Origin of the sequence: Streptomyces cavernae, from assembly GCF_004023625.1 — a bacterium.
In the GTDB taxonomy this organism is placed as follows: domain Bacteria; phylum Actinomycetota; class Actinomycetes; order Streptomycetales; family Streptomycetaceae; genus Streptomyces; species Streptomyces cavernae.
In genome coordinates this window covers 67,959-93,859 of the sequence record NZ_RPDJ01000033.1, presented here as the reverse complement: position 1 = coordinate 93,859, position 25,901 = coordinate 67,959, and the positions used below count along the sequence as shown (strand labels likewise).

The 25,901-nt window shown below is 70.8% G+C and carries 22 protein-coding genes; 6 read left to right on the top strand and 16 right to left on the bottom strand.

Features of this window, described 5'->3' with window-relative positions:
• Window positions 1-256 precede the first annotated feature (256 nt).
• Window positions 257-1,675 carry a lipase maturation factor family protein gene (locus tag EF387_RS35415; RefSeq protein ID WP_128380699.1) on the top strand — a complete coding sequence of 473 codons (1,419 nt, stop codon included), beginning with the start codon at window positions 257-259 and terminating at the stop codon, window positions 1,673-1,675.
• A 17-nt stretch (window positions 1,676-1,692) separates the two neighbouring features.
• Here EF387_RS35415 and EF387_RS35410 read toward each other — a convergent pair whose 3' ends face one another.
• From EF387_RS35410 to EF387_RS35375, 8 genes are all read right to left on the bottom strand, one after another.
• Window positions 1,693-2,541 (bottom strand): amidohydrolase family protein, encoded by an 849-nt coding sequence (locus EF387_RS35410; protein ID WP_128380698.1) that lies wholly within the window; start codon window positions 2,539-2,541, stop codon window positions 1,693-1,695.
• Window positions 2,538-2,852: an L-rhamnose mutarotase gene (locus EF387_RS35405; RefSeq protein WP_128380697.1), complete on the bottom strand. Its 315-nt coding sequence runs from the start codon at window positions 2,850-2,852 to the stop codon at window positions 2,538-2,540. The genes EF387_RS35410 and EF387_RS35405 overlap by 4 nt, the downstream gene beginning before the upstream one ends.
• Window positions 2,849-3,835: an aldo/keto reductase gene (locus tag EF387_RS35400; RefSeq protein ID WP_128380696.1), complete on the bottom strand. Its 987-nt coding sequence runs from the start codon at window positions 3,833-3,835 to the stop codon at window positions 2,849-2,851. Before EF387_RS35400 ends, EF387_RS35405 begins: the two co-directional genes overlap by 4 nt.
• The gene (locus EF387_RS35395; protein WP_128380695.1) at window positions 3,832-4,596 is read right to left on the bottom strand and encodes an SDR family NAD(P)-dependent oxidoreductase; all 765 of its coding nucleotides are present in this window, start codon (window positions 4,594-4,596) and stop codon (window positions 3,832-3,834) included. Before EF387_RS35395 ends, EF387_RS35400 begins: the two co-directional genes overlap by 4 nt.
• Window positions 4,593-5,933: an L-fuconate dehydratase gene (locus EF387_RS35390; protein ID WP_128380694.1), complete on the bottom strand. Its 1,341-nt coding sequence runs from the start codon at window positions 5,931-5,933 to the stop codon at window positions 4,593-4,595. The genes EF387_RS35395 and EF387_RS35390 overlap by 4 nt, the downstream gene beginning before the upstream one ends.
• Before the next feature lie 92 nt (window positions 5,934-6,025).
• Window positions 6,026-7,060 (bottom strand): ABC transporter permease, encoded by a 1,035-nt coding sequence (locus EF387_RS35385; RefSeq protein WP_128380693.1) that lies wholly within the window; start codon window positions 7,058-7,060, stop codon window positions 6,026-6,028.
• Window positions 7,053-8,579 carry a sugar ABC transporter ATP-binding protein gene (locus EF387_RS35380; protein WP_128380692.1) on the bottom strand — a complete coding sequence of 509 codons (1,527 nt, stop codon included), beginning with the start codon at window positions 8,577-8,579 and terminating at the stop codon, window positions 7,053-7,055. The genes EF387_RS35385 and EF387_RS35380 overlap by 8 nt, the downstream gene beginning before the upstream one ends.
• Window positions 8,576-9,646: a sugar ABC transporter substrate-binding protein gene (locus EF387_RS35375; protein WP_128380691.1), complete on the bottom strand. Its 1,071-nt coding sequence runs from the start codon at window positions 9,644-9,646 to the stop codon at window positions 8,576-8,578. The genes EF387_RS35380 and EF387_RS35375 overlap by 4 nt, the downstream gene beginning before the upstream one ends.
• Window positions 9,647-9,972: 326 nt before the next feature.
• Between EF387_RS35375 and EF387_RS35370 the strand changes: the two genes are divergently transcribed.
• Complete coding sequence (locus tag EF387_RS35370) at window positions 9,973-10,671, top strand: FadR/GntR family transcriptional regulator (RefSeq protein ID WP_128380756.1); 699 nt, start codon at window positions 9,973-9,975, stop codon at window positions 10,669-10,671.
• A gap of 113 nt (window positions 10,672-10,784) precedes the next feature.
• Here the strand turns inward: EF387_RS35370 and EF387_RS35365 are convergent, their stop codons facing one another.
• Window positions 10,785-11,786, bottom strand: coding sequence for a helix-turn-helix transcriptional regulator (locus tag EF387_RS35365; protein WP_128380690.1), 1,002 nt, complete (start codon window positions 11,784-11,786; stop codon window positions 10,785-10,787).
• A gap of 159 nt (window positions 11,787-11,945) precedes the next feature.
• Here EF387_RS35365 and EF387_RS35360 point away from each other — a divergent pair, with 159 nt between their 5' ends.
• Window positions 11,946-12,368, top strand: coding sequence for a VOC family protein (locus EF387_RS35360; protein WP_128380689.1), 423 nt, complete (start codon window positions 11,946-11,948; stop codon window positions 12,366-12,368).
• Window positions 12,369-12,610: 242 nt separating this feature from the next.
• Here the strand turns inward: EF387_RS35360 and EF387_RS35355 are convergent, their stop codons facing one another.
• Complete coding sequence (locus tag EF387_RS35355) at window positions 12,611-14,476, bottom strand: family 20 glycosylhydrolase (RefSeq protein WP_128380688.1); 1,866 nt, start codon at window positions 14,474-14,476, stop codon at window positions 12,611-12,613.
• Window positions 14,477-14,719: 243 nt separating this feature from the next.
• Here EF387_RS35355 and EF387_RS35350 point away from each other — a divergent pair, with 243 nt between their 5' ends.
• The gene (locus tag EF387_RS35350; protein WP_128380687.1) at window positions 14,720-16,063 is read left to right on the top strand and encodes an amidase; all 1,344 of its coding nucleotides are present in this window, start codon (window positions 14,720-14,722) and stop codon (window positions 16,061-16,063) included.
• Between the two features lie 150 nt (window positions 16,064-16,213).
• On the opposite strand, the gene EF387_RS35345 is transcribed toward EF387_RS35350, so the two are convergent.
• Entirely contained in the window at window positions 16,214-16,693 is a 480-nt protein-coding gene (locus EF387_RS35345) for a GNAT family N-acetyltransferase (protein ID WP_128380755.1), read from the bottom strand.
• A 69-nt stretch (window positions 16,694-16,762) separates the two neighbouring features.
• Complete coding sequence (locus tag EF387_RS47640; protein ID WP_202918467.1) at window positions 16,763-16,936, bottom strand: hypothetical protein; 174 nt, start codon at window positions 16,934-16,936, stop codon at window positions 16,763-16,765.
• 335 nt (window positions 16,937-17,271) lie between these two features.
• Between EF387_RS47640 and EF387_RS35340 the strand changes: the two genes are divergently transcribed.
• Window positions 17,272-17,826, top strand: coding sequence for an HD domain-containing protein (locus EF387_RS35340; protein WP_128380686.1), 555 nt, complete (start codon window positions 17,272-17,274; stop codon window positions 17,824-17,826).
• Between the two features lie 25 nt (window positions 17,827-17,851).
• The gene (locus EF387_RS35335) at window positions 17,852-18,661 is read left to right on the top strand and encodes an SDR family oxidoreductase (RefSeq protein WP_128380685.1); all 810 of its coding nucleotides are present in this window, start codon (window positions 17,852-17,854) and stop codon (window positions 18,659-18,661) included.
• A gap of 106 nt (window positions 18,662-18,767) precedes the next feature.
• Here EF387_RS35335 and EF387_RS35330 read toward each other — a convergent pair whose 3' ends face one another.
• The 4 genes from EF387_RS35330 to glgC all read right to left on the bottom strand — a co-directional run bounded on the left by EF387_RS35330 (window position 18,768) and on the right by glgC (window position 25,853).
• Window positions 18,768-20,291, bottom strand: coding sequence for an SDR family NAD(P)-dependent oxidoreductase (locus tag EF387_RS35330; protein WP_238431878.1), 1,524 nt, complete (start codon window positions 20,289-20,291; stop codon window positions 18,768-18,770).
• Between the two features lie 402 nt (window positions 20,292-20,693).
• Window positions 20,694-22,016 (bottom strand): wax ester/triacylglycerol synthase family O-acyltransferase, encoded by a 1,323-nt coding sequence (locus tag EF387_RS35325; protein ID WP_128380684.1) that lies wholly within the window; start codon window positions 22,014-22,016, stop codon window positions 20,694-20,696.
• A 142-nt stretch (window positions 22,017-22,158) separates the two neighbouring features.
• Window positions 22,159-24,546 (bottom strand): GH92 family glycosyl hydrolase, encoded by a 2,388-nt coding sequence (locus tag EF387_RS35320; RefSeq protein WP_128380683.1) that lies wholly within the window; start codon window positions 24,544-24,546, stop codon window positions 22,159-22,161.
• Window positions 24,547-24,632: 86 nt separating this feature from the next.
• The gene (glgC, locus tag EF387_RS35315; protein WP_128380682.1) at window positions 24,633-25,853 is read right to left on the bottom strand and encodes a glucose-1-phosphate adenylyltransferase; all 1,221 of its coding nucleotides are present in this window, start codon (window positions 25,851-25,853) and stop codon (window positions 24,633-24,635) included.
• Window positions 25,854-25,901: the final 48 nt, after the last annotated feature.

The window sequence follows — 25,901 nt, the reverse complement described above, 5'->3', positions numbered from 1 at the left end:
TGTCCGATTATTCGAGTCCTGTTCGACTGAGCGTACGCTTATCCGCCGAAGTGGTCCTCCGGGGTGCGGATGAGAGTACTCGAAGCGAGCAGAAGTACGAACCCGTCCCTCCCCAGCGGGCACATCCGGTGAAGCGCACAGCGCGCCTGAGCGGGTACCCGCAGCCACAATGGCACGGCGAGCGAGCCGAAAGGGCTCCTCGGCACCGGCGCAAGCGCCCCCGGGGGCGAACCGAGCCCCAGGAAGGAGGGTGTCCGTGCAGTGGTTCACCGCTCCCGAGTACTGGATCGGCAGACTGGTCTTCCAGCGGGCACTGGCCGTCGTGTACCTGTTCGCCTTCCTGTCGGCGGCCCTGCAGTTCCGGGCGCTGCTCGGGGAGCGCGGGATGCTGCCGATCCCCCGGTTCGTCAGGCACGTGCCGTTCCGGCGGGCCCCGAGCCTGTTCCAGTTCCACTACTCGGACCGGTTCTTCGCGGTCTGCGCCTGGACGGGATGTGCGGTGTCGCTGGCCCTGGTCGCGGGGCTCGACTCCCATGTGCCGCTGTGGGGGGCGATGTTGATGTGGCTGGTGCCCTGGGTCCTGTACCTCTCGATCGTCAACGTCGGCCAGACCTGGTACGGGTTCGGCTGGGAGTCACTGCTGCTGGAGGTGGGGTTCCTCGCGGTCTTCCTCGGCAACGACGAGGTGGCGCCGCCGATCGTGGTGCTGTTCCTGCTGCGCTGGGTGCTGTTCCGGCTGGAGTTCGGGGCGGGGCTGATCAAGATGCGCGGTGACGAATGCTGGCGCAGGCTGACGTGTCTGGACTACCACCACGAGACCCAGCCGATGCCGGGCCCCCTCAGCTGGTTCTTCCACCATCTGCCGCGGCCCTTCCACCGGGCGGAGGTGGCGGCCAACCACTTCACCCAACTCGTCGTCCCCGTCTTCCTCTTCGCACCGCAGCCGATCGCGACGGCCGCCGCGTCCCTGATGATCGTCACCCAGCTGTGGCTCGTGCTGTCCGGCAACTTCGCCTGGCTGAACTGGCTCACGATCGTGATCGCGCTGTCGGTCGTCGACTACGGGGAGAGCCGTGGGCCCACGGGCGCCCCCCTCTGGTACCAGATCGTGGTGCTCGCCGTGGCCGCAGGTCTGCTCGTCCTCAGCTATCGCCCGGCCCGCAACCTGATCTCCCGCGCACAGGTCATGAACCGCTCCTTCGACCCCCTGCACCTGGTGAACACCTACGGTGCGTTCGGCAGCGTGAGCCGGGTCCGGTACGAGGTGGTCGTCGAGGGCACTGCGGAGGAGGTGCCGCGTGCGGACGCCGACTGGCGGGAGTACGAGTTCAAGGGCAAGCCGGGCGATCCCCGGCGCTGGCCGCTCCAGTTCGCCCCGTACCACTTGAGGCTCGACTGGCTGATGTGGTTCGTGGCGCTCTCCCCGGCCTACGCCGGTTCATGGTTCGGCGGGCTGATGGAACGACTGCTGGAGAACGACCGGGACACTTTGCGGCTGCTGCGCCGGTCCCCCTTCCCGGCGGACAGCCCGCCCCGGTTCGTACGGGCCCGGCTGTACCGCTACCGGTACACGACCTGGCGGGAACTGCGGGAGACGGGCGCCTGCTGGCACCGGACCCAGGTGCGGGAGTTCCTGCCGCCGACGCGGCTGGAGGCCCCGGCTCAGCGGGCGTGAGAGCCGAGCGCAGACTCTCAGAGGTCTCCCAGACCGTAGACCCGGGTCGCCGTCCCGGCGAAGACCTCTTCGCGCTCGTCGGCACTCAGCCCCGCGGTCAGCTCCTCGGCAACGCCCAGGACCCGGGCGTACGTCGCCGCCAGCGTGCACACCGGCCAGTCGGAGCCGAACATCAGCCGGGACGGGCCGAAGGCGTCGAGGACCGTGTCCGCGTACGGACGGAGGTCCTCGACGGTCCAGGTGGTGAGCTCGGCCTCGGTGACCATGCCGGAGATCTTGCAGACGGTGTTGGGGAGTTCGGCCAGCTCCCGCACGGCGCAGGCCCACGGTTCGAGTGCGCCCGAGGCGATCGGCGGTTTGCCCAGGTGGTCCAGGACGAAGGTGAGTCCGGGATGCTCGGCGGCCGCCTTGACACAGGCGGGGAGTTGGTGGGGCACGACCACCAGGTCGTAGACCAGTCCCGCCGCCTCGACCGCGTTCAGGCCGCGGCGCACGTCCGGCCGCAGCAGCCACTCCGGGTCGGGTTCGCCCTGTACCTGATGACGGATGCCCTTGAGCCGGCTTCCGCCGGGCAGCTCCCGCAGCCGGGCCAGTTCGTCGCCGACGGCCGGGTGGGTGAGGTCCGTCCAGCCCACCACCGCGGCGACGACTTCGCCGGCCTCCGCGATCGCGAGGAACTCGGGCGTCTCCTCGGCGACCGTGATCGTCTGGACCAGGACGCTGGCCGAGACTCCGGCGCCGCGGGCCTCGGCGGTGAACTCGGGAAGCTCGAAGTTGCGGCGCAGGGGGGCCAGTTCGGGTCCGCTGATCCACTCCTGGTCGCGTACGGTGAGGTCCCAGAGGTGGTGGTGGGAGTCGACGATCACGGCAGCTCCCAGACGACGGGCAGGCCGGCGGCCGCGCCCTCGTCGGAGTAGTCGTGGACCACGTCGAGGAGTTCGGCCATCCTGGCCTGCCAGGTGACGTTGACCGGGAGCTTCTCCAGTTCGGCGAGCAGCTTTGCGTAGTCCTCGCACTCCAGCACGTGGAAGAGGTCGGTACCGCTGCGCCAGATCGTCCAGGAGGTGGCGCCGGCGGCGCGGATGGCGTCCGTGAGCTCCTCGGGCACCTCGCGGTGGGCGGCCTCGTACTCCTCGATGCGGTCGGCGCGGACCTTGGTGTGCAGGGCGACTCTCATGACGGTTCCTCTCCCGGCACCGGCGCGTTGTCGGGCAGCAGGCCCTCGGCACGCAGCTCCTGCCACAGGGCCACTGGTACGGGTGCCGCGAACTGTTCGGCGCAGTCGCGGACTTCGTCGGCCGAGCGGGCGCCGACCAGGACGCTCGCGACGGCCGGATGGGCGGCGCAGAAGGCCAGGGCGGCGGCGCGCAGGGTGGTGCCGTGGCGGTCGGCCACCGCCTTGAGGGCCAGTGCCCGGTTCAGCAACTCGGGTGGCGCGGCAGCGTAGTTGTACGTGGCTCCGGGCTTCGGGTCCGCGAGTAGCCCGGAGTTGAAGGCGCCGCCGATCACGACGGACTTCCCGCGTTCCTGTGCGGCGGGCAACAGGTCCTCCAGGGCGCCCTGTTCGAGGAGTGTGTAGCGGCCCGCGCACAGCACCACGTCCACATCGGTCTCGCGGACGAAACGGGTGAGCATCCCGGTCTGGTTCATGCCCGCGCCGATCGCGCCCACCACGCCTTCGGAGCGCAGCTTCTCCAGCGCCGGGTAGGCCTCGTGGAAGGCCTCTTCGGCGTGGTCGTCGGGGTCGTGGAGGTAGACGACGTCCACCCGGTCGAGGCCGAGCCGCTCGAGGCTCGCCTCCAGGCTGCGGCGTACTCCGTCGGCACTGAAGTCCCAGACGCGGCGGTGCGTGGCGGGCACGGCGAAACCGTGTCCGAGGTCGTCGCCGCCCGCGTCGCTGGGTTCGAGGCGGCGGCCCACCTTGGTGGAGACCGTGTACGTGACACGCGGTTGCTCCCGCAGGACGGCGCCGAGGCGGCGTTCGGAGAGGCCGATGCCGTAGTGCGGCGCGGTGTCGAAGTAGCGGATTCCCAAGGAGCGGGCGGTGGCCACCGTCTCCGACGCCTGCTCGTCGCTCACCTCGGTGTAGAGGTTGCCGATCCCGGCGGCGCCGAGGGACAGCTCACTGACCTCGACTCCGCTGTTCCCCAGCGACTTCACTGGCCCACCGGGCGCAGCCGCAGCCCCTGCATCCCGCCGTCGACGGCGAGTGCGGTGCCGGTGGTGGCGCCGGAGAGAGGGCTCGCCAAGTAGGCGATGGCGCCCGCCACTTCGGCGGCTGAGACCAGCCGGCCGGTGGGCTGGCGGGCTTCGAGGGCAGCGCGTTCGGCGGCCGGGTCGGCGGCGGCGTCCAGCAGGCGGCCCACCCACGGGGTGTCCACCGTTCCCGGGTTGACGCAGTTGACACGGATGCCCTCGCGGACGTGATCGGCGGCCATGGCGAGGGTGAGCGAGTAGACGGCGCCCTTCGACGCGGAGTAGAGGGCCCGCTGCGGCAGTCCGGCGGTGGCGGCGATGGAGCAGGTGTTCACGATCGCCGCGTGCGAGGACTCCCGCAGATGGGGCAGCGCCGCGCGTGCCGCGCGGACCATACCGAGGACGTTGACGTCCAGGACCCGGTGCCACTCCGCGTCGTCGTTGGTCTCGACCGTGCCCTGGGCGCCGATGCCGGCGTTGTTGACGAGGACGTCGAGTCCGCCGAGTTCCGTGACGGCGGCGGCCACCGCCCCGCGTACGGAGTCGTCGTCGGTGACGTCGGCCTGGAAACCGAGCAGTGGTTTCTCCACCGACGACGGGTCCAGGTCGAGGACGGCGACGTGCGCGCCGCGGGCGGCCAGTAGTTCGGCGGTGGCCCGGCCGATACCGGAGGCACCCCCTGTCACCAGGGCCTTCAGCCCCTCGAAGTCCTGCGCGTCGGTCATGCCGCTGCCCCCTTCTGAGGGTCGAGGTCGGCGGCCCAGAACGTGCCGCCGGGGAAGGTGAACTCGGTGATGGACTCCGGTTTCATGGTGGCGGAGAAACCGGGCGCGGTGGGCGCCGCGTAGTGACCCTCGCGGATCACCACCGGGTCGCGGAAGTGCTCGTGCAGATGGTCGACGTATTCGATGACCCGGTTCTCGGTGGTGCCGGAGAGGGCCACGTAGTCGAACATCGACAGGTGCTGGACGAGTTCGCACAGTCCGACGCCGCCCGCGTGCGGGCAGACCGGTACGCCGAACCTGGCGGCGAGCAGCAGAATGGCCAGGTTCTCGTTGACGCCGCCGACGCGGGCCGCGTCGATCTGCAGGACGTCGATGGCGCCCGCCTGGAGGAGCTGTTTGAAGACGATCCGGTTCTGCACATGTTCGCCGGTGGCGACCTTGACGGGGGCGACGGCCTTGCGGATGGCGGCGTGGCCGAGGATGTCGTCGGGGCTGGTGGGTTCCTCGATCCAGTACGGGTCGAACTCGGCGAGTGCCCGCACCCAGGTGATCGCCTCGTCGACGTTCCAGCGCTGGTTGGCGTCGATGGCGATCCGGATGTCCAGTCCGACCACGGAGCGGGCCACCCGGCAGCGGCGTACGTCGTCCTCGATGTCCGCGCCGACCTTCAGCTTGATCTGGGTGAAGCCGTCGGCGACGGCCTGCCGGGCCAGCCGGGTGAGCTTCTCGTCGGAGTAGCCCAGCCAGCCGGGTGAGGTGGTGTAGCCGGGGAACCCGCGCTCCCGCAGGAGTCTCTCCCGGTCGGCCGCGCCCTCCCGGCCCCGGCTCAGCAGGTCGAGGGCGTCCGCGGGGCTGAGGACGTCCGAGATGTAGCGGAAGTCGACCTGCGAGACCAGCCATTCGGGGGTGGCGTCGGCGAGCAGCTGCCACAGGGGCTTGTTCGCGCGTTTGGCGGCCAGGTCCCATACGGCGTTGACTACGGCGCCGATCGCCATGTGCATCACGCCCTTCTCGGGGCCGAGCCAGCGCAGCTGGCTGTCCCCGATCAGGTCCCGGAACAGCGAGCCGGGGTCGGCGCACAGTTCCTCGACGTCCCGGCCCGTGACATGCCCCCGCAGTGCATCGATCGCGGCGACCTGGACATCGTTGCCCCGCCCGATGGTGAAGGTGAATCCGTGCCCCTCCGGGCCGTCGGCGTCGTCCGTGCGCAGTACGACATACGCCGCCGAGTAGTCGGGGTCCGGGTTCATCGCGTCGGACCCGTCGAGCTCGCGTGAGGTGGGGAAGCGGATGTCGTAAGTGTCGACCGCGGTGATGCGGGCGGAGGTTGGGGACACGGGAGGCCTTTCGATCCGGGGCTCTGCATCGTGAGTGAGCGTCTGGCGGGGTCCGGGGGCTTCCGACGGATCAAGCCCCCGGACGACAGGGCCTAGTCCTGGGCTCGGCCCGTGGTCACCCGGGCGATCATCAGGGCGACCAGGATGATTCCCCCGTAGATGGCCTGGATCCAGAAGGAGGGCACCTGGGCGAGTGTCAGCAGGTTCTGCACGACACCGAGAAGGAGTACACCGGTGAGCGCACCGAACATGGTGCCCCGGCCGCCGTCGAGGGCGATGCCGCCGATGACCGCCGCCGCCATCACCGTGAAGATCATGTTGTTGCCCTGGTTGGCGCTGATCGCCCCGACGTAACCGGTCTGCATGATCCCGCCGACCGCGGCGAGGACGCCCGCGATGACGAACACCCCGAACACCACCCTCTCCACCCGGATGCCGGCCGCGCGCGCGGCTTCCGCGTTGCCGCCGATGGCGTACAGCGCTCGGCCGATGCGGTGGTATTTGAGGAAGATCCCGGCGACGCCGAAGCAGACCGCGGCCAGCCACACCGACAGCGGGACACGCAGGAAGGTGGAGGTGGCCAGGGAGAAGAACGATTCCGGCATGCCGAACAGGGTCTTGCCCTTGGTGGCGCCGACCAGCAGTCCGCGCAGCACGATCAGCATGGCGAGGGTGACGATGAAGGCGTTGAGCTTGAACTTCACCACGAGGACGCCGTTGAAGGCGCCGATCACCCCGCCCACGACGAGGATCGCGAGGATGGCGAGTCCGGCGGACCATTCGGTGCCCCAGCCGGACTGTGCGGCGGGCAGCACCAGCAGGGCACCGACGGCGGGGGCGATGCCGACCACCGACTCCAGGGACAGGTCGATCTTGCCGAGGATCAGCACCAGCGCCTCGGCCAGCACCACCATCGCGAGTGCGGCGGAGGCGCCCAGGATGGAGATGATGTTGCGTTCGGTGAGGAACGAGTCGTTGACGATCGCGCCCAGCACCAGCAGCACCAACAGCGCGGGGACCAGGGCGAGTTCACGGGCGCGGCGCAGGATCACGGTCTTGGCCGCCGCGCCGTCGGACTCCTTCGCGGGGGTGGGGGTAGAGGCCGACGGGGCCTTCGTGTCAGCCATGGTCCACTCCTTCGATGGAGGCGATCAGCTCGTGGTCGTGCCAGCCCGCCCGGTGTTCGGCGACGACACGGCCGTGGAAGAGGACGAGGACGCGGTCGCAGCGGCGCAGGTCGTCGAGTTCGTCGGAGACGACCAGGACGGCGGTGCCGTCCTCGCGGGCGTTGTCCACGCGTGAGAGCAGGGATTCCTTGGACTTCACATCGACCCCGGCCGTGGGGTTGATGAGCACGAGCAGGCGTGGGTCGGAAGCGAGGGCGCGAGCCATCACCACCTTCTGGGCGTTGCCGCCGGAGAGGTCGGAGACCGGCTGGTCGGGCCCTTCGGCGTGGATGTCCAGCCGCTCGATGAGTTCGGTGGCGAAGCCGCGTTTGCGGGCGGTGCCGATGAACCCGTTCTTGCCGAGCCGGTCCAGGACGCTCATGGTGGCGTTGTCGCCGATGGTCATGCCGAAGACGAGTCCCTGGTCGTGCCGGTCGCGCGGGACGCAGCCCACACCGGCCTTCAGGGCGGCCTGGACATCACCGAACGTCAGCGGTCTGCCGTCCAGTCGGGCGCTGCCCGAGGCCGGGGTGTGCAGCCCGGCGAAGGACTCGGCGAGCGCGACCTTCCCGCTGCCGCTGGACCCGGCGAGCCCGACGACCTCGCCGCGGCGCACGGTCAGGTCGACGTCCTCGAAGGTGTCCGAGGTCAGGCCCCTGGCCTCCAGGACGACCGGCGCGCCGGCCTCGTCGGGGTCGGTCTGCTCGACCACGGCGTCCGCGGCGGCGGCCTGCCGCTCGGCCACCGCCTCCCCCGCCATCGCCTCCACCAGTGCGGCGCGCGGGAGTTCGGCGACCGGGGCGGTGGTGATCCAGCGGGCGTCGCGCAGGACGGTCACCGTCTGGCAGACCTCGTAGACCTCCTGGAGGTGGTGCGAGATGAACAGGAAGGTGACCCCGGACTCCTGCAGCGAGCGCATCTTGGTGAAGAGGCGTTCGATCTCGCGGTTGTCGAGCTGTGCGGTGGGTTCGTCGAGGACGATGAAGCGGGCGCCCTGGCTGAGCGCCCGGGCAATCTCCACCATCTGCCGGTCCTCGACCTTGAGGTCGGCGGTCCTGGCCCCGGGGTCGACGCGGACGTCCCAGGTCTCCAGGACCTCGGTAGCCTCCGCCTGGAGCCGGCGCCAGCTGAAGAAGCCGCGTCGGGCATCCGGCTGGCGGTTCAGGAACAGGTTCTCCGCGACCGTCAACTCCGGTACGACGGTGGGCCGTTGATAGACGCAGGCCACCTTGGCGCGCCAGGCGGCGCGGTCGGTGAGCGGCGGCGCGGGCTCGCCGTCGAAGCGGACGGTGCCCGCGTCCGGCGCCTGGAGCCCGGTGAGGACGGTGACGAGGGTGGACTTGCCCGCGCCGTTGCGGCCGACGAGGGCGTGGGACTCGCCGGGCAGGACGGAAAGCCGGCCGTCCTGCAGGGCGACGGTGGGCCCGTAGCGCTTGACGATGCCCGTGGCCTCTACCAGGGGGGTGACGACAGCTGTCATTTGACCGTGTTGCCCCAGAGTTCGGGGTCGTCGACGTTGTCCTTGGTGACCAGCGGCGCGGGCAGCTGGTCCTCGAGTATGCCGCTCGGCAGCTTGACGATGGTGGAGTCGTGATCGGTCGGGCCGGGCTTGAACGTCTTTCCTGCCATGGCCTGCTTGATGTAGTACATGCCGTACTTGGCGTAGGCGTCGGCGGGCTGGGAGACGGTGGCGTCGATCTCGCCCTTGCGGATGGCGTCGTACTCCTGCGGGATGCCGTCGTTGGAGACGATGAAGATGTGGCCGGCCTGGCCCGCCTTCTTCAGCATCCCCTTCGACTTCAGGGTCTGCAGGGTCGGGGCGAGGTAGACGCCGCCGGCCTGCATGTAGATGCCCTTGATGTCGGGGTTGGCGTTGAGGAGCGTGTCCAGCTTGGAGGCGGCGGCGTCGGACTCCCACTTGGCGGGGATCTCCAGCACCTTCAGCTTGGGGTAGTTCTTCTTGACGCAGGCGCGGAACGCCTCGGAGCGGTCGCGGCCGTTGACCGAGGCGAGGTCGCCCATGATCTGCACGACCTTGCCGGACGGGATCTGCTTGCCGAGGTACTCGCAGGCCTTCTCGCCGTAGGCGACGTTGTTGGCGCGGACCACCATCGCGACCTTGCCCTTGTCGGGCGCCACGTCCACCGCCACGACCGGTACGCCCTTGCGCTCGGCCTGGTCGAGCCCGGCGACGATGGCCGCGCTGTCCAGGGGAGCGACGACGAGGCCCTTGACGCCCTGGTTGAGCGCGTTGTTGATGTCGGTGATCTGCTGCGACGGGTCGCTGTTGGAGTTGACGGTCTTTAAGGCGTCGACCTTCTCCTCCTTCGCCATCTTGGGCACGTAGTCGTTGTACGACTGCCAGAACGGTGAGGTCAGCAGGGGCAGGATCACCCCGACCTTGCCCTCACCGCCGTCCCCTCCCGAGGCGACGGAGTCCTTGGTACTGCCGCATGCCGCGAGCACGAGGGTGGCGCATGCGGCGGCAGCCACCGCACGCACCGCCCGCGACGTCGTTCGCCTGTTCCGCGGTGTTCTGCCGGCCATGTGACGGCTCCTCATCGAGCGAGATCCAGCGGGGTGAGCGTGGCACTGGCGGACGTACCCGTCCTGCGTCCAGTGGGACGAGTCGCCCCCGGCCTGAGGTCCCGCTTCCGGCCCGGGGTGCCAGTGGAATCGCTGGAATATTTATCAGACCACTTCGGGTTCACAACACCCCCCGGGGTCAGATTTTCACGGTTTCCGGTCGTAGTGGTCGGACCAACTCCATGGTTAGACTGCGGGCGCACTCAGGCTGCGAACGGAGGACCGGCGTGGACGAGACGGTGGCCGGACAGGCCAGGGCCCCGGTCAGGGGCGCCGGACCCAGGGGCGTGGAAGCCGCCGGGCCGAAGGGCACGGTGACCGAGCGCGCCATCGAGCAGATCAAGGCGATGATCGCGGAGGGGCGGCTGGAGCCGGGTGAACGGCTGCCGACGGAGCGTGATCTCGCGGCCCGGCTGGGCATCTCGCGCAGCTCGATGCGGGAGGCGATCCGGGCGCTGACGGTGCTCGGGGTGCTTGAGGCGAGACACGGCTCCGGCATCTATGTGACCCAGCTGGAGGCCGGGGACCTGCTGGAGACCTTCGGCGTGGTCGCGGATCTCTCGCGCGGTCCGCAACTCGTGGAGCTGCTGGAGGTGCGCCGCATCCTGGAGTCCACGGCGACCGCGCTGGCCGCGGCCCGGATCACCGAGGGCGAACTCGCGGAGGTGGAGAAACACCTGGCGGCCATGAACGCGACCGACGACCCGGAGGAGATCCTCTCCCACGACCTCGCCTTCCACCGCGCGATCGTCGCCGCGGCCGGGAACGAGACCATGGCGGCGATCCTGGAGGGTCTGTCGTCCCGTACGTTCCGGGCCCGGGTGTGGCGGGGCTACCAGGAGGAGGGGGCCTTCGCCCGCACCCGCCGCGAACACGCCGCGATCCACCGCGCGCTGGTGGCCCACGACCCGGAGGCGGCCCGGGCGGCCGCGGCGGCGCATGTGGGAGAGGTGGAGGAGTGGCTGCGGACCCAACTACGTGGCTGAGGCCTCCGGCACGGCGGGTCGCCGTGCTTGACCTTGCCGGTCGCGGGTGTCGACGTTCGGAGGGCTTGGGCCTGGGCTTGGGCTGGGCATGAGCGGCGCGGCGGTTTCCGTTCTCACGGCGTCGCGCCGGTCTCCGCTCCTGTGGCGCGCGCGGCGCGGGCGTAGCGGGCGGCGAGTTCTGCGAACGCCGTGGCCAGTGGGGGCGGACCGATGACTTCGATGTCGGTGCCGAAGCGGCCGATGGTGGCGGCGAGCCCGGTCCATGACCAGGAGCCGAGGGTGAGCCGGCAGCGGTGGGGGCCGAGTTCCTCGACGATTCCGTCCTGGGCGAAGGGCGCGACGTGGGCGGCCGGGAGGTGGAGGATCACCTCGCCCTGGCAGGGCCAGTCGGTCGTGGCGCCTTCGTTGCCGCGGAACCGGCTGGTGACGAAGGCGGAGACGCTGCCGCCGGGGAGTTCGCGCGGGGCGAAGCGCGGGCCGGTGGGTGTGCGGGGCCGGATGCGGTCGACGCGGAACGTGCGCCAGTCCTCCCGGTCCAGGTCCCAGGCCACGAGGTACCAGCGATCACGCCAGGTGACCAGGTGGTGGGGTTGTACCCGGCGGGGGTTGTCGGCCGAGGTGCCCCGGCCCGAGGTGTAGTCGAAGCGCAGTTCCTCGCGGGCGTGGATGGCGCGGCTGAGGTCCACCAGGACCTGGGTGTCGGCCTGAGGGGTGTCGCGGGCCGCGGGTGGTCGGACGGCGGTGATGCGCAGCAGGTCGATGCGGTGGCGCAGGCGGGGTGGCATGACCTGGCGGAGGGTGGCCAGGGCGCGGGTGGCGTCCTCGGCGACGGTGGTGGTGCCGGTGGCCGCGGTCTGCAGCGCTACGGCCAGGGCGACGGCCTGGCCGTCGTCGAACAGCATCGGTGGCATGTGAGTGCCGGCCTCCAGGCGGTAGCCGCCGGCCGGCCCTTTGACGGTCATGATCAGGTAGCCGAGTTCGCGCAGGCGGTCGATGTCACGGCGCACGGTGCGCGAGGTGATGTCGAGACGCTGGGCGAGATCGTCGCCCGACCAGTCCCGGTGCGTTTGGAGCAGCGAGAGCAGCGCGAGCAACCGGGCGGATGTCTTGTGCATGAGATCCATCTTCCCCGCAGTACAGGACACACCCTGTCCGCTACCTCCGCCATGGTTGCCTACGAGCCGTTCGGGAGGCATCGCCCCCGGTCACGGCAGCCGCCGCTCGGGCTTTGACGGTCGGCGGCGTATTCGTCACATCGAGGCAAGGAGCCCGTCATGTCCGTCACGACCACCACTCATCTGAACTTCCGGGGCACCGCACGAGAGGCGCTGGACTTCTACCGGTCCGTCTTCGGCGGACGTACTGTCGCGGTCACCTACAAGGACGCGGGCGCCGTGCAGAACGAGAGCGAGGCGGACTGGGTGATGTGGGGCGAGGTGGCCGGCGACAACGGCTTCCACGTCATGGCCTACGACGTGCCCTCGCAGTTGCCCTGGAACCAGGGCGAGAACCCGTTCTTCGTCTCCGTACGCGGTGACGACGCCGAGGAGATCAGTGCCCTGTGGGGCAGGCTCGCCGAGGGCTCGGCCATCGTGCGTCCGCTGGAGCCCGCGCAGTGGGCGCCGCTGTACGGCATGCTCACCGACCGCTTCGGCGTCACCTGGGTCCTGGACGTCACGGCCCCGTACAACGGCTGAGCCGGCCCGCCCGACATGCCTGCGCCGTCCGGGCCGCCGCAGCCACACGGGCGGCCCGGACGGCGCAGGCACACGAGCGGCCCGGACGGCGCAGGCACCCTCCTTACGGCGGCCACCGGCCCGCTTCGGTTCCGATCGGCTGACTTCGGTTCCTCGCCCGCCGTGGCGTGCGGTTCTTCAGGCCCGGGGAAATCGGCGTACAGCTGCCGCTGAACAGGGCGCGCCGCGGAGCGGCCCGTTGTTCAGACGGCGGCCAGTGTCCATACGGCGGGGGTCCGCTGGTCCGGTGGGTACTGCACGAGGCGACCGTCGTCGGAGATGTGGACCGCCATCCGCGTGATCGCGTTCACGAGCCGGTAGCCGCCCGGAGCCGGGTCGAGTACCCAGCGTTGGAGAGTGTTCACGGGGTCGCAGCTCTCCTCGGTCACCGCGGTGCCGGGCTGCAGCGGAACGTTCAGCGTGAGCTTCCCGCCCCGTACCTCCAGACAGCGGCCGCTCGTCCGGGACTTCAGGGTCGCGTAGCCGTCCGGGGTACGTGCCACCGTGAAGTCGCCCGCCGTGGTGGCGCCCGAACGCAGGGTGTACGTGCCGTCGGCGACCGGTACGCGCGTGAGGTCGACCACCCCGGGCGCCTTGCCGACGGCCCGGCCGCGGGCGAGGAAGTCCTCGTAGGTTGCGTCCGGGTGGGGTGCTCCCCAGGTGGCCTGGGCGATGTGCCGTAGCGCGGGCTCGGTGTCGACGGCGACCTCGTTCTCCGTCTCCCCTCGCCCGTTGTCCGGCCAGAGGCTGATCTTCGCCCCGGTGATGCCCTCGCGGGAGGTGAGCTTCTCGCCCTCGAAGCTGCGGGGGTCCCAACTCTGGTCGTACAGCGACTCGGTGTTGCTGTGGAAGCCGCCGCGGACGAGGTAGAGGGCGTACGCCGCGTTCATCACCGGGTAGCCCTGCGCGATGAGCCGGCTCGGTTTCACGGCGACGTTCAGCCAGTGCTCGACCGTCGTGCCCGCCGCGACCGGGACGGTGTTGGCTCCGGTGAGGCCGTCGTTCCATATCCGCAGCTTCTTGCCCTTGGCCGCGGCGTAGGTGTGGACGCGGTTGACGAAGTCGATGAACGCGTCCTGCGGGGTGGCGTTCGCACCGTACTTCTGGCGTGCGTAGGCGAGAACCTGCGGGTACTTCGCGAAGTCGGAGCCGAGCATGTACTCGTCGGCGCCCATGTGCCAGGAGGTGGAGGTGAAGACCTGCGCGTATTCGTCGATCAGGCTGGTGTAGTAGGCGAAGGCCTCGGGGCGGGTGATGTCGAGCCGGGACGGCTGTTTGTTGCCGTCGGAGTCCGTCAGCTGGAGGTCCGGCCGGTTCTCGATCCAGGGATCCATATGGCCCGGCGAGTTGATCTCCGGGACGATCTCCACGTGGTACTTGGCGCCGAGGGCGACGAGCCGGCGGATCTCGTCCTTGGTGTAGTAGCCCCAGGTGTTGGCTTCCGGGTGGGACTCGCTCTTGACCTTCAGCTCCAGCAGCAGCCGGTTGAGCTTGTTGTACGCCATCTCACGGACCAGGTTCTCCAGCCAGTCCGTGGAGATGTTGATGTAGCAGGCGCAGACGCCGACGCCGCGTTCCTCGTACTCGGGGACGTCCACGGTCCGTCCGGCCGGGACACGGTCGTCCCGCGCGAGGAGCTGGAGGACGGTGCGGGTGCCGTAGAAGGCTCCGGTCGCGGTGGCGCCGGTCACCGACAGCCGCTTGCCCGCACGCAGTTCGTAGCCCTCCGCGCCGAGTGGTTTCCGGGACGGCCGGACGTCGATGACGATGTCGCCGGTCCGTGCGCCGCCGCTCACCACGGGGACGGTGCCGTGGCCCGCCGAGCGCAGATCGTCGGCGAGGGTGTCGGCGGTGGTCCGAGCGGCCCGGTCGGCGGCCACGATGCGGGTGCCCCGGCCGAAGGAGTAACTTCCGGTTTCGGCCGTCCAGTTCGCCAGGGCAGGCACGGTGACCGGCGCGGCCGCCGCCGTCGGTGCGTCCTGCTGCGCCACGACGGCCTGCGCCGGTGTCACCCCCGCGATGAGTGCGAGCCCCGCCACCGCGACGGCCAGCCGGGTCGTGAGGGTCATGGCCCTGCACCTCCAAGTCATCGGATGGCTGATCATTGAGCCGGCGCCAATGACTGTCAACGGGGCCATGAGACATGAAAGTTGCGCAGGTGGTCGGATCACTCGGCGCGCTGCGGAAACACCGGAGCCATGTGCCCGAAAGTCCAACAAGAGGACCGCGAATGTCCAAGACCGCGGCCTCTCGACGTGACCCCGTACAACGAGGCACAGTGCTCCCACACATCACTCGGACGAGGAGCCTTCGTGACCAGCTGGGTCGGCCGCAGCGCCACCGAGATCACCTCCGCCGTGCGCGAGAAGCGCGCCACGCCCCGCGAGGTGGTTGCCGAGCATCTGGCGCGCATCGAACGGCTCGACGCCCGGGTGGGCGCCTTCCGCCGGGTGCGCGCGAAGGAGGCGCTCGCCGAGGCCGAGGAGCTGGCCGCCCGGGACGATCTGGCCGAACTGCCGCTCGCGGGCGTACCGGTCGCCGTCAAGGACAACCTCGCCGTACGGGGCGAGGCCACCCGAAACGGCACGGCGGCCACCGCCGACGTCCCGGCCGACGACGACCATGTCACGGTGGCCCGGCTGCGGGCCGCGGGTGCCGTCGTGGTCGGGGTGACCAACGTGCCGGAACTGTGCGTCTTCGGCACCACGGAGGGGGTGCACGGCACCGCCCGCAACCCGTGGGACACCACCCGCACGGCGGGCGGCTCCTCCGGCGGCAGTGCCGCGGCGGTCGCGGCGGGGCTGGTGCCGATCGCGCTGGGCAACGACGGAATGGGCTCGCTGCGCATCCCCGCCGCCAACTGCGGCCTCATCGGCCTCAAGCCGGGCCACGGCGTGATACCGGCGGGCATCGGCCACGGCGACTGGTTCGGAATGTCCGAAAATGGCCCACTGGCCACCACGGTCGAGGACGCCCGGCTGATGTTCTCGGTCCTGGCGGGCATCGAGCCCGTGCGGCCCACCGGAAAGGCCGCGCGCAAGATCGCCGTCTCCGTGCGCAGTCCGTTTCCGGGTGTCACCATCAGCCGCCCCTACGCGGTGGCGGCCCGGGACGCGGCGGCGGTGCTGACCGAGGCGGGCAACCGGCTTCGCCGCGCCGACCCCCCGTACCCCTTCTGGCTCGGCACCACGTCGCTCGCGCACTGGACGGCCGGCACGGCGGTGGACGCCGAGGACCTGGACCTGCGGCGGCTGAGCCGGCGGACTCGGGTGCACGCGACGATCGGGCGGCGGACGGTGGGCTCGGTCCGCAAGGGCGTCCGCAGGGAGCAACTGCGGCGCAGGATGGAGCCGTTCTTCGCCGAGCACGACGTCCTGCTCACTCCGGCGCTGGCCCGGCGCTCCCCCGCCGCCGCGCCCTGGCACGAACGCGGCTGGCTGCGGAACGTGCTGGTGAACACCAACTACTCGCCGATGACGCCGCCGTGGAACCTGACGGGCTGGCCGGCGATGTCGGTGCCGTTCGGGACGCTGCCGGGCGGCGCGCCGTGTGCCGTCCAGTTGGTCGGCCGCCCCGGGTCGGAGCTCGATCTCCTGGAGGTGGCGGCCCAGTTGGAGGCCGGGCGGCCGTGGCGCCGAACGGCACCGCTCGACTGAGTCGCTGCTCGACTGAGTGTCGCCGCTCGACTGAGCGTCGCCGCTCGGCTGGGTGTTCGGTGCTCGACCGAGACGCGGCGCGCACCGAGCACCGCGGCGCCCGAGCGCGGCCACCGAAGGGTGCGGCGACCGAGCGGTCTCCGTGTGGGTTCACAGCGCCCGGTACATGATGTGCAGGCCCACCCGCCCGTGCCGTGGGTGCTCGAACGCCTCCGGCACCGTGCCGAGGATCGTGAAGCCGAGCGAAGTCCACAGTCCCACGGCCGGGTTGGTCTCCACGACGGCGTTGAACACCATGCCCCGGTAGCCCTGCTCCCGTGCCGCGGTGAGGACGTGCTCGGCGAGGGCGCGTCCGATGCCGCGTCCGCCCTGGTCCGGGTCGACCATGAACCCGGCGTTGGCGATACCGGCCGCGGGGCCGCCGTAGTTGGGCCTCAGACAGGCCGAGCCGACCACGGCCTCACCGTCCTCGGCGACGTACACGCGTTTCCCGGGCCCCATCCACAGGACCCGGGCCGCCTTCTCGGGCGTGTCCGGGTCCCAGGTGTAGGTCTCCCGCGCGGCGACGATCCGGCGCCAGAAGGGCCAGATCGCCGGCCAGTCCTCCCCCTCGGCTTCTCTGATCACGATGTTCGGCATGGCCGCGAGTCTGGCACGCCCATGCCGTGGCGATCATGACCGCCGGCGTGGACCGGAGGGCTAGTCGACGCTGGGCAGGATGTGCGGCTCGGCGAGGTCGTCCTCGTAGCCCGCCAGTCGGATCGGGGCGGACCGGGCCCACACGTCGAGACTGCCGAGTTCCTGCTCGCTCCGGCGGCCCGAGCGCTCCGTATGTTCCTTGGGGCGCTGCTCGCGACTCGTCTTCTCTGGCACCGCGCACTCCTTATGTGTCGGGTAACCCGTGGGACGGGGCCGGCCCACTGCCGGACGCCTCATGCCCCTGCGGGTGTGAGTCAAGGCGGTTCGGACGCGGTGGCGCCGGTAACTCCGTTGAGAGCAGGCCGTGGTGACCGGCTTGTCCCGGGACGGACGGTGGGTCTGGTGGAACCCGATCAGCTTTGCCCGTCGCTACAGATTAACCAAATGAGCGGGAGTCCGCTCGATAGGGCTGGAAACAAGAGAGACTGTTCCAGGTCGCCTCGTGTTCATTCGGCCATGATCTGCTGGCGCGCGCAACGGCTTTTCTCGCCCGCGGGGAGGACTGACGCATGGAACTGCGCAGTGTCGAAGAGCTGATGGATCTGCTGCACGCGGCCCGCGGGGCGCGGAGCGACCCCGATCGCCCCGGCAGCCCCCGCGGCCCCGCCGGCTCCGACAGTCCCATAGACCCGGGCAGCCCCGGCAGCCCGAACAGCCCCGTCCGCCCCGGCCGCCCGAACCGCCCCGGCGACACGATCGACCTTCACGACCACGCCCTGCAGACGGCAGCCCTGCTGCGACGCGGCCATCCGAGTGACAAGGAGCTCCAGGTCGCGGGCCTGGTTCACGACATCGGCCTGCTCCTGGCCCCCGGCGACCGCACCGGACACGCCGACCGTGCCGCGTCCGCAGTGCGGCCGCTGCTGGGCGAAAGGGTCTCCCGTCTGGTGCGTCTGCACGCGGGCGGCTGGCAGGGCGACCCTCTCGCCGACGACGTCCTCACCCTGCGCCAGGCGTCCGAGGCGGGCCGCGCCGCCGCCCTGGACGCCGGGGTGATGGAGGACTGGCGCACCCTGCTGGAACTGGTGGCCGCCCAGAACTCCCGCCTGGGGGCTGTTGACTGACGGACCGTCATGAGACGGTACGCGGATGACGCCGGCGTACGGGCTTCGGGGCAGGGCAGCGATCGTGACGGGTGCCTCGCGCGGGATCGGTCTCGCCGTCGCGCGGGCGCTCACGCGGGCGGGCGCACGGGTCTGTGTGACCGCCCGCGACGCGGACGCGGTGCGGCGCGCGGCCGAAGAACTGGGCGGAGTGGGGCTCGCGGGCACGGTCGCCGACCCCACCCACCTCAAAAACCTCACCGACCTCACGATGCGCAGCTTCGGCCGAGTCGACATCGTCGTCAACAACGCCGCGACGAACCAGCCGTACGGACCGCTGATGGAGGCCGATCCGGACGCCTGGCGTGCGGCGTTCACGGTGAACGTGGAGGCTCCCCTGCGGCTGGTGCAGTACGCCTGGCGGGCGTGGATGGGGGAACACGGCGGGTCGGTGGTCAACGTGTGCACGGAGGGCGCGGCTCATGTGGGCCCGAACGTGGGAGCGTACGGCACGACCAAGGCCGCCCTCCTGCACCTCACCCGGCAACTGGCCGGCGAACTGGCCCCGACGGTCCGCGTCAACTCCGTCTCCCCAGGACTGGTCCGCACCGACATGGCCCGCTTCGTCTGGGAGCACGCGGAGGAGGAACTCGCCGCGAGCCTCCCGCTGGGCCGTCTGGGCGACCCCGAGGACGTCGCGCGAGCGGTGCTGTGGCTGACGTCGGACGCGGCGGACTGGATCACCGGGGCCGACCTGCTGGTGGACGGCGGCACGCGGGTGCGCACGGCGCGGACTGCTCCGGCGTACGCGGTGCATGACGTCCTGCGGTCACACACCCCGGAAGCGCCCGGGTAGGGACGCGGGACCTGCCGCCCGGCTCACGCCTGCGAGGGCATGGTCCCGCTCTTCCCCCTCCATCTGCCCGGTACCGGCCGCGAAGCCCCGGCCGAGCGTGCGGCGGCTACCACTTACCGGGCGCATAGTCCTTCAGGAACACCCCGTACAGGTCCTCGCCCTGCTCGCCGCGGACGATCGGGTCGTACACCCGGGCCGCCCCGTCGACCAGGTCGAGCGGCGCGTGGAACCCGGCCTCGGCGAGGCGGACCTTGTCGGGGTGCGGCCGCTCATCGGTGATCCACCCGGTGTCGACGGCGGTCATCAGGATGCCGTCCTTCTCGAACATCTCCTGCGCGCTGGTCCGCGTCAGCATGTTCAGCGCGGCCTTCGCCATGTTGGTGTGCGGATGCCCGGCACCCTTGTAGCCGCGGCTGAAGACGCCCTCCATCGCGGAGACGTTCACGATGTACGTCCGCCGGGCCTGTGCGGCCGCCATGGCCGCGCGCAGCCGGCTGATGAGGATGAACGGCGCCGTGGAGTTGCACAGCTGCACCTCCAGCAGCTCGACCGGCGTGACCTCGTCCACCGACTGGATCCAGCTGTTGGTGTCGTGCAGGTCGGGTACCAGCCCGCCCGCGTCGATCGCCGTGCCGGCGGCGATCCGCTCCAGCGACGCCGAGCCGGAGACCAGCGCCAGGTCGGTGACGTCCTGCGCGGTCAGCGCCCCGCCGCCGGCGACCGGGAGGGCCGCCACCGCGCCGGATCCGAAGGTGCCGATGACCTCCGCGGCGGGCAGCTCCCCCGCGGGAAGCGGGGCGGACTCCGCGGCGACCAGCTCGCCGTAGGCCCCCGGGGAGCGCCGCACCGTCTGGGCCGCGTTGTTGATCAGGATGTCCAGCGGGCCCTCGGCGGCGACCGAGTCGGCGAGCGCCACCACCTGCGCGGGATCACGCAGGTCGATGCCGACGATCTTCAGCCGGCCGATCCACTCATCGCTGTCGGGCTGGGCCTTGAAGCGGCGGATCGCGTCATTCGGGAAGCGCGTGGTGATCGTGGTGTGCGCGCCGTCCCGCAGCAGCCTCAGCGCGATGTACATGCCGATCTTGGCGCGTCCGCCGGTGAGCAGTGCCCGCTTGCCGGTGAGGTCGGCCCGGGCGTCGCGTCGGGCCCGGTTCTCGGCCGCGCACTCGGGGCAGAGCTGGTGGTAGAAGTAGTCGACCTCGACGTACCGCGTCTTGCAGACGTAGCAGGAGCGCGGCCGCTGGAGTATCCCCGCGAGCTGCCCGGACTCGGTGACGGACGAGGGCAGGATCCCCTCGGTCTCGTCGTCGATGCGCTGGGCGGAACCCGTGGCGGTGGACTCGGTGACCGCCTTGTCGTGCGCGGTCTTGGCGGCGCGGCGCTCCTGGCGGCGGCGCTGCTTGACCGTGCGGTAGATGCCCGCGGTGGCGCGTCGCACGGCGACGGCGTCTGGGTGGTCGACCTCAAGCTTGTCGAGTTCCTCGAGCACGCTGAGACAGACCGCGAGCCGCTCCGGGTCGATACCGGGTCCGTACGAGACCTGCGGCGCGCCCTCGGCGATGGGCGCCCGGTCCTCCCCCACCGTGTCCCCGGCAAGAGCCGCCCGACCGTCCTTTGTCATCGTCATCGCCGTGTGCCGTTCCTCAGATCCCGCGCCGCGCTCGATCCGCGCTCGCTTTCGAAGGCGGAATCTTACGGAGTGCCGCGGACGGCACCAAACCGACGGAACCCACGGGGGTGGCCGTGGGCCCGCGACGGGCGTGGTGGCCGCGGGCCGCAACGGGGCCGGGGCAGGCCCCGGGGCAGGGAGCCGAAGCACCGGTCCCGGACGGAAACCGGGCGCCCGGGCCGCCTGGCCCACGCCACAGGAGCGCATCCCGCCCGAGTCCGCAGCAGCCCGATCCCGGCGCCGCCCCCGAGCCCGGCGGACCCTGAACCGGGGCAGCCCGGCCCGGCGCGGTCCGAACCCCGGAGCCCCGAGCCCGGCGGAGCCTGAACCCGGCGCTGCCCAGAACCCTGCGCCCCGGGATCACACCCCGCGCGCCTCCAGCAGTATCTCCACCTCCGCCGACACGGCGTGCGCGAAGCGGTCCAGGTCCGGTACGGCCTCGGCGTCGGCGATCAGGCCGTAGTGGACCGAGCCGCGGTACGTGGAGACCGCGACCGCCAGGGACTGCCCGCGCGCCAGCGGAGCGAGCGGGTACACCTCCGCGAGCGGGCAGCCGCCGAGCTTCAGACCGAGGCTGGGCAGCGGCACGCTGGTGACCAGGATGTCGAACCAGAGCCGGGCCGCCTGGCTGACCAGCGGCCCGCCGATCCGGTGCCCGAGGGCGGGTACGTGGTCGGCGAGCAGGGCCACCGCACCCGCGCCCCGGTTGGGTCCGGCGTCCTTGTTGCGGTCCATGGCGGTACGGACCGTGTCCAGTCGGCCGAGCGGGTCGGGGTCGTCCACGGGAAGCCGCATCAGATAGCCGGAGAGCCGGTTGCCCTGCGGATGCGCGGTGCGTGGGCGGCGCTTGGAGACCGGGATCAGCGCCCGGGGTGCGACGCCCTCGCTGCCGTCTCCGCGCTCGTCGAGCCAGCTGCGCAGCGCACCCGCGACGACGGCGATCAGCACGTCGTTGACGGTACCGCCGACCTTCTTGCGGATCCGGTGGACATCGTCGAGGTCGAGGATCACGCCCGCGATGCGCCGGGTGCCGCTGGGCTCGGAGGTCAGCGCGGCCGAGGAGCGCACACCGAGGGTGGCACGCGCGACGGAGGCGCCGATGTCCAGGGCCCGGCCCACGTCGGACAGCGTGTCGCGGAGCAGGTCGGGCAGCTTGCGCACATCGGGCAGGAGTGGGCGGGCAAGCTCCTCGGCGGGGCGCGGGCGGCGCTGCGGGAGGTCCATCGGGTCCATGACGGCCGCCGCGAGCGTCAGCGCCCTCAGCCCGTCGGCGAGGGCGTGGTGGAACTTGAAGAGCACGGCGAACGACACTCCGTCGTCACCGGGCAGGACATGCGCCTCCCAGGGCGGTCGGCCGCGCTCCAGGGGGCGCTGCATCAACGTTCCGGCAGCGGCGTGGAAGTCGGTGACGGGCGCGTGCAGCCGTACGTGGTCGAACGGCTCGAAATCGGGGACGGGTTCGCGCGCCGCACCGCCGAAGGCCAGCGGCTGCCAAACGTCACGGATCCGCATCCGCAGCCCGGGCACGCCGGCCGCGCGGGCGGCGAGCAGATCGGCCGCGTGCAGGCCCGCGGCGGGCGAGTTGGCCGTGAACACCCCGAGGGCACCGAGGTGCATGGGATGTGCGGCGGACTCGATGTTCCAGAACGCCAGGTCCAGTGGCGCGAGCAGATCGTCAGTCAAAAGTCTGTCCTCGCGTCGACGATGGGGAGAAATGCAGTCAATCCCGTCCACGTGATTACGGTCAAGCGCGATCAAGCTACACGCAGTTAACAGCACATTAAGTCCCGCCCTTCAGGCCAAGGGCGGGACCCGTGGAGCCGGGTCAACGGTCCCCGAGCGGGCTCACCAGTCCGGGTGGGGCGGCGGACGGGCCGGTGCCCCATTCGGACGGCTCGGTCCCGGTGACGAAGTCGACCGAACGGACGCCCCGCAGTTGGTCGGTCGTGACGTACGTACTCGCGTACTCGACGCCGTCCAGCCGCGCCGCCTGGATGTAGCGGCTGGTCGCGGAGGTGCCGGGAGCCGTGATGGTGAGCCGGCCCTTCGGGTAGTGGCGCCCGTCGAGCCGGATGTCGACGCGTTCGAAGACCGGTGTCGACAGGCCCCAGGTGTCGGTGCCCGGCTGCACCGGGAAGATCCCGATCGAGGACAGCACGTGCCAGGCGGACATCGTGCCCAGGTCGTCGTTGCCGGTCATCCCGGTCGGCGTGTCGGTGAAGAGGGTCAGCGCGGCGTGCACGACGTCGGTGGTCTTCCACGGCTGCCCGGTCGACAGGTAGGTGTAGGGGGCGATGAGGTCGGGCTCGTTCTGCGGGTTGTACTTGTCCTTGCCGTAGTAGGCGTACGGGCCGTTGACCCACACCTCGCGCGCGGTCCGGGCCGGGTCCAGGACCAGCCGGTCGTAGGCGAAGAAGGTGTCGAGCCGGTCGTTGGCGGCCTGCCTGCCGCCGAGCAGATCGATCAGGCCGGCCAGGTCCTGCGGCACCAGCCACTGGTACTGCCAGGACGTGCCCTCGTGGAAGCCCCAGCCGTGCGCCGGGTCGACGGGTCCGGTGAAGGCTCCGGCGCCGTCCCGGGCGCGGAAGAAGCCCGTCGAGGGGTCGAACACCGCACGGTAGTTCTGCGCCCGTCCGGCGTAGCGCTCGGCGTCCGCGGTATGCCCCAGGTCGTGGGCCATCCGGGCGAGCATGGCGTCGGCCAGCGCGTACTCCAGGGTCGCCGAAGCGCCGAACGCGTAGTCCGAGTCGCCGGGCTTCGCCTTCGGCCGGCCCTTGAGGTAGGGCGCGAAACCGCCCGCGATGTACTCCTTGTTGGCCTCGCGCCCCACCCCCGGCCAGTCGGCGGGGGGTACGCCGTCGGCGTTCTTCCGCAGCGCCCGGTAGGCCCGCTCCTCCCATCCCCCGAGCAGGCCCTGCTGGTAGGCGTTGGTGAGGAACGGGGTCACCGGGTCGCCGGTCATGATGTTGGTCTCGACCGTGGCGTAGGCCCATTTGGGCAGCCAGCCGCCCTGCTCGTCGATCTTGATGACGGAGATCGCCATGTCCCGGGACTCCCGCGGGGCGAGCAGGGCGAGGAGCTGGGCCTGGGTGCGGTAGCTGTCCCACAGCGACCAGTTCTGGTAGTACGTGAACCCCCCGTCCTCGGCGGTCCGGTGGATCCGCTGGTCCCAGCCGGTGTACCGGCCGTCGGCGTCGCTGCCGATGTTCGGGGCGAGGAACGACCGGTAGAGCGAGGAGTAGAAGGTGCGCCGGAGGGTGGTGTCGCCGCCCCGCACCCGGACGTCCTCGAGGCGGTCCGTCCAGGCTTTGCGGGCCTTGGTGCGTACATGGTCGAAGGAGCGGCCTCCCTCCGCGCGAAGGTTGACCCGTGCGCCCTGCGCGTCCACGTACGACAGCGCCGTGGTGGCCTCGACCGTGCGGTCCTCGGTGGTGTCGAAGCGGACGTAGGCGCCGTTGCGCGCCTTGCCCGCCGTCGAGGTCCTGGAGCCCTCGGTGACCCTGTCGCCCTTCCAGGTGCCGTACGCGGTGAACGGGCGGTCGAACCGGGTCAGCGTGTGAACCGTATACGGCTTCGTGGCCTTGCAGAAGCCGCTGCCGGTGATCCTGGTGCGCACGGTCCGGTCGTCGAGGATCTCGACCGAGGTGGAGACCGTCCTGTGCAGCGCCTGCCCCGCGTTGATCATGACGTTGGCCCGGTCGGTGGCCGGGAAGGTGTAGCGCTGCACGCCGGTGCGCGCGGTGGCGGTCAGCTCGGCGTCGATACCGGTCTTCAGGCCGACCTTGTAATAGCCGGGACTCGCCTTCTCGGTGTCGTGGCTGAATGCGGCCGCGTACTTCGCATAGTCCGTCCGGGTGATCTCGCCGGTGGTGGGCAGGACGGGCAGATCACCGCCTAGGCGGCAGCCGACGCCGGAGAGGTGGACCAGGGAGAAGCCGCGGATGTGGGTGTCGGCGTGGTCGTAGCCGGTGTTGTGGCCGGTGTCCGGGGACAGCTGCACCATGCCGAAGGGCAGGGCGGCTCCGGGAAAGGTGTTGCCCTCGTTCTGGCTGCCGATGAACGGGTTGACCAGGTCGGTGAGTCCACGGACGGCCGGCTCGGCGGCCCCGGCGGACGGCCCCGCCAGACCGGCCGAGAGCAGGACAACGGCCGTCGTCGCCCTCACCGCGCGCAGGGGCCGGCTCACCGAGCTCACACGCAACGTGCATCTCATGACGTGCAGACCCCTTTCAAGGTCATGCACAGAATGACCGACGAGCCGCGGTCGCGCTCGTCGGTCATCGCGGGTCCCACGTCCGGTCAGGACACGATCTGTCCCTTGCCCAGGGCGATCACCCCGCCCTTGGAGACCGTGTACAGGTCCGCGTCGCGTTCCGGGTTGACGCCGATCGTCGCACCCGGCGGAACCTCGACGTTCTTGTCGATCACCGCTCCGCGCACCACCGCGCCCCGCCCGATGTGCACGTTGTCGTGCAGCACCGAGCCCTGGACCACCGCGCCGGGGTCGACGACCACGCCGGGTGAGAGGACCGAGCGGGTGACCTGCCCGCGGATGAGGCAGCCCGCGCTGATGATGGACTCGCTGGCCATGCCGCCGGCGTTGAAGCGGGCGGGCGACAGCTGGCCCGAGTGGGTGTAGATGGGCCAGCTGCGGTTGTAGAGGTTGAAGGCGGGCCGTTCGGCGATGAGGTCCATATGGGCCTCGTAATAGGCGTCCAGGGTCCCCACGTCACGCCAGTAGCCCTGGTCGCGGACGGTCTCCCCGGGCACGTGGTTGGCGCTGAAGTCGTACAGGTGCGCCTCGCCGCGCTCGGTGAGCTGCGGCAGGATGGAGCCGCCCATGTCGTGCACGGAGTGCACGTCCTCGGCGTCCCTCTGGAGCGCTTCCACCAGCGCTTTGGTGGTGAAGATGTAGTTGCCCATCGAGGCGTAGACGGTCTCGGGGTCGTCCGGCAGCCCCGGTGGATCGGCGGGCTTCTCCAGGAAGCTCTGCACCGTCTGCCCGTCCGAGCCGGGGCTGATCACGCCGAAGGACGAGGACTCCGCCCGCGGCACCCGGATACCGGCGACGGTCACCCCCGCACCGCTCTCGATGTGCTGGGCGAGCATCTGCCGCGGGTCCATGCGGTAGACGTGGTCGGCGCCGAAGACGGCCACGTATTCCGGCCGCTCGTCGTAGATCAGGTTGAGCGACTGCAGGATCGCGTCGGCGCTGCCCAGGTACCAGCGTGGGCCCAGGCGCTGCTGGGCCGGGACGGGGGTGATGTAGTTGCCGAGGAGGCTGGACATCCGCCAGGTCGTGGTGATGTGCCGGTCCAGCGAGTGCGACTTGTACTGGGTCAGGACGCAGATGCGCAGGATGTCGCCGTTGACCAGGTTGGAGAGTACGAAGTCGACTAGGCGATACGTTCCGCCAAACGTCACGGCTGGTTTCGCACGGTCGGCGGTCAGCGGCATCAGCCGCTTGCCCTCTCCGCCGGCCAGTACGATCCCCAATACCGAAGGTCCACCGCGTCGCATGCCGCCGCCCCTCTACGCCCGGTCGGGCTACGCCTCGTGCTTCTAACG

Bases quoted from the DNA above. Each gene is read 5' to 3' on its own strand.
- EF387_RS35405 (WP_128380697.1), bottom strand. From the start codon at position 2,852: ATGAGAGTCGCCCTGCACACCAAGGTCCGCGCCGACCGCATCGAGGAG.
- EF387_RS35395 (WP_128380695.1), bottom strand. From the start codon at position 4,596: ATGACCGACGCGCAGGACTTCGAGGGGCTGAAGGCCCTGGTGACAGGG.
- EF387_RS35385 (WP_128380693.1), bottom strand. From the start codon at position 7,060: ATGGCTGACACGAAGGCCCCGTCGGCCTCTACCCCCACCCCCGCGAAG.
- EF387_RS35380 (WP_128380692.1), bottom strand. From the start codon at position 8,579: ATGACAGCTGTCGTCACCCCCCTGGTAGAGGCCACGGGCATCGTCAAG.
- EF387_RS35375 (WP_128380691.1), bottom strand. From the start codon at position 9,646: ATGGCCGGCAGAACACCGCGGAACAGGCGAACGACGTCGCGGGCGGTG.
- EF387_RS35365 (WP_128380690.1), bottom strand. From the start codon at position 11,786: ATGCACAAGACATCCGCCCGGTTGCTCGCGCTGCTCTCGCTGCTCCAA.
- EF387_RS35360 (WP_128380689.1), top strand. From the start codon at position 11,946: ATGTCCGTCACGACCACCACTCATCTGAACTTCCGGGGCACCGCACGA.
- EF387_RS35355 (WP_128380688.1), bottom strand. From the start codon at position 14,476: ATGACCCTCACGACCCGGCTGGCCGTCGCGGTGGCGGGGCTCGCACTC.
- EF387_RS35340 (WP_128380686.1), top strand. From the start codon at position 17,272: ATGGAACTGCGCAGTGTCGAAGAGCTGATGGATCTGCTGCACGCGGCC.
- EF387_RS35335 (WP_128380685.1), top strand. From the start codon at position 17,852: ATGACGCCGGCGTACGGGCTTCGGGGCAGGGCAGCGATCGTGACGGGT.
- EF387_RS35330 (WP_238431878.1), bottom strand. From the start codon at position 20,291: ATGACGATGACAAAGGACGGTCGGGCGGCTCTTGCCGGGGACACGGTG.
- EF387_RS35320 (WP_128380683.1), bottom strand. From the start codon at position 24,546: ATGAGATGCACGTTGCGTGTGAGCTCGGTGAGCCGGCCCCTGCGCGCG.
- glgC (WP_128380682.1), bottom strand. From the start codon at position 25,853: ATGCGACGCGGTGGACCTTCGGTATTGGGGATCGTACTGGCCGGCGGA.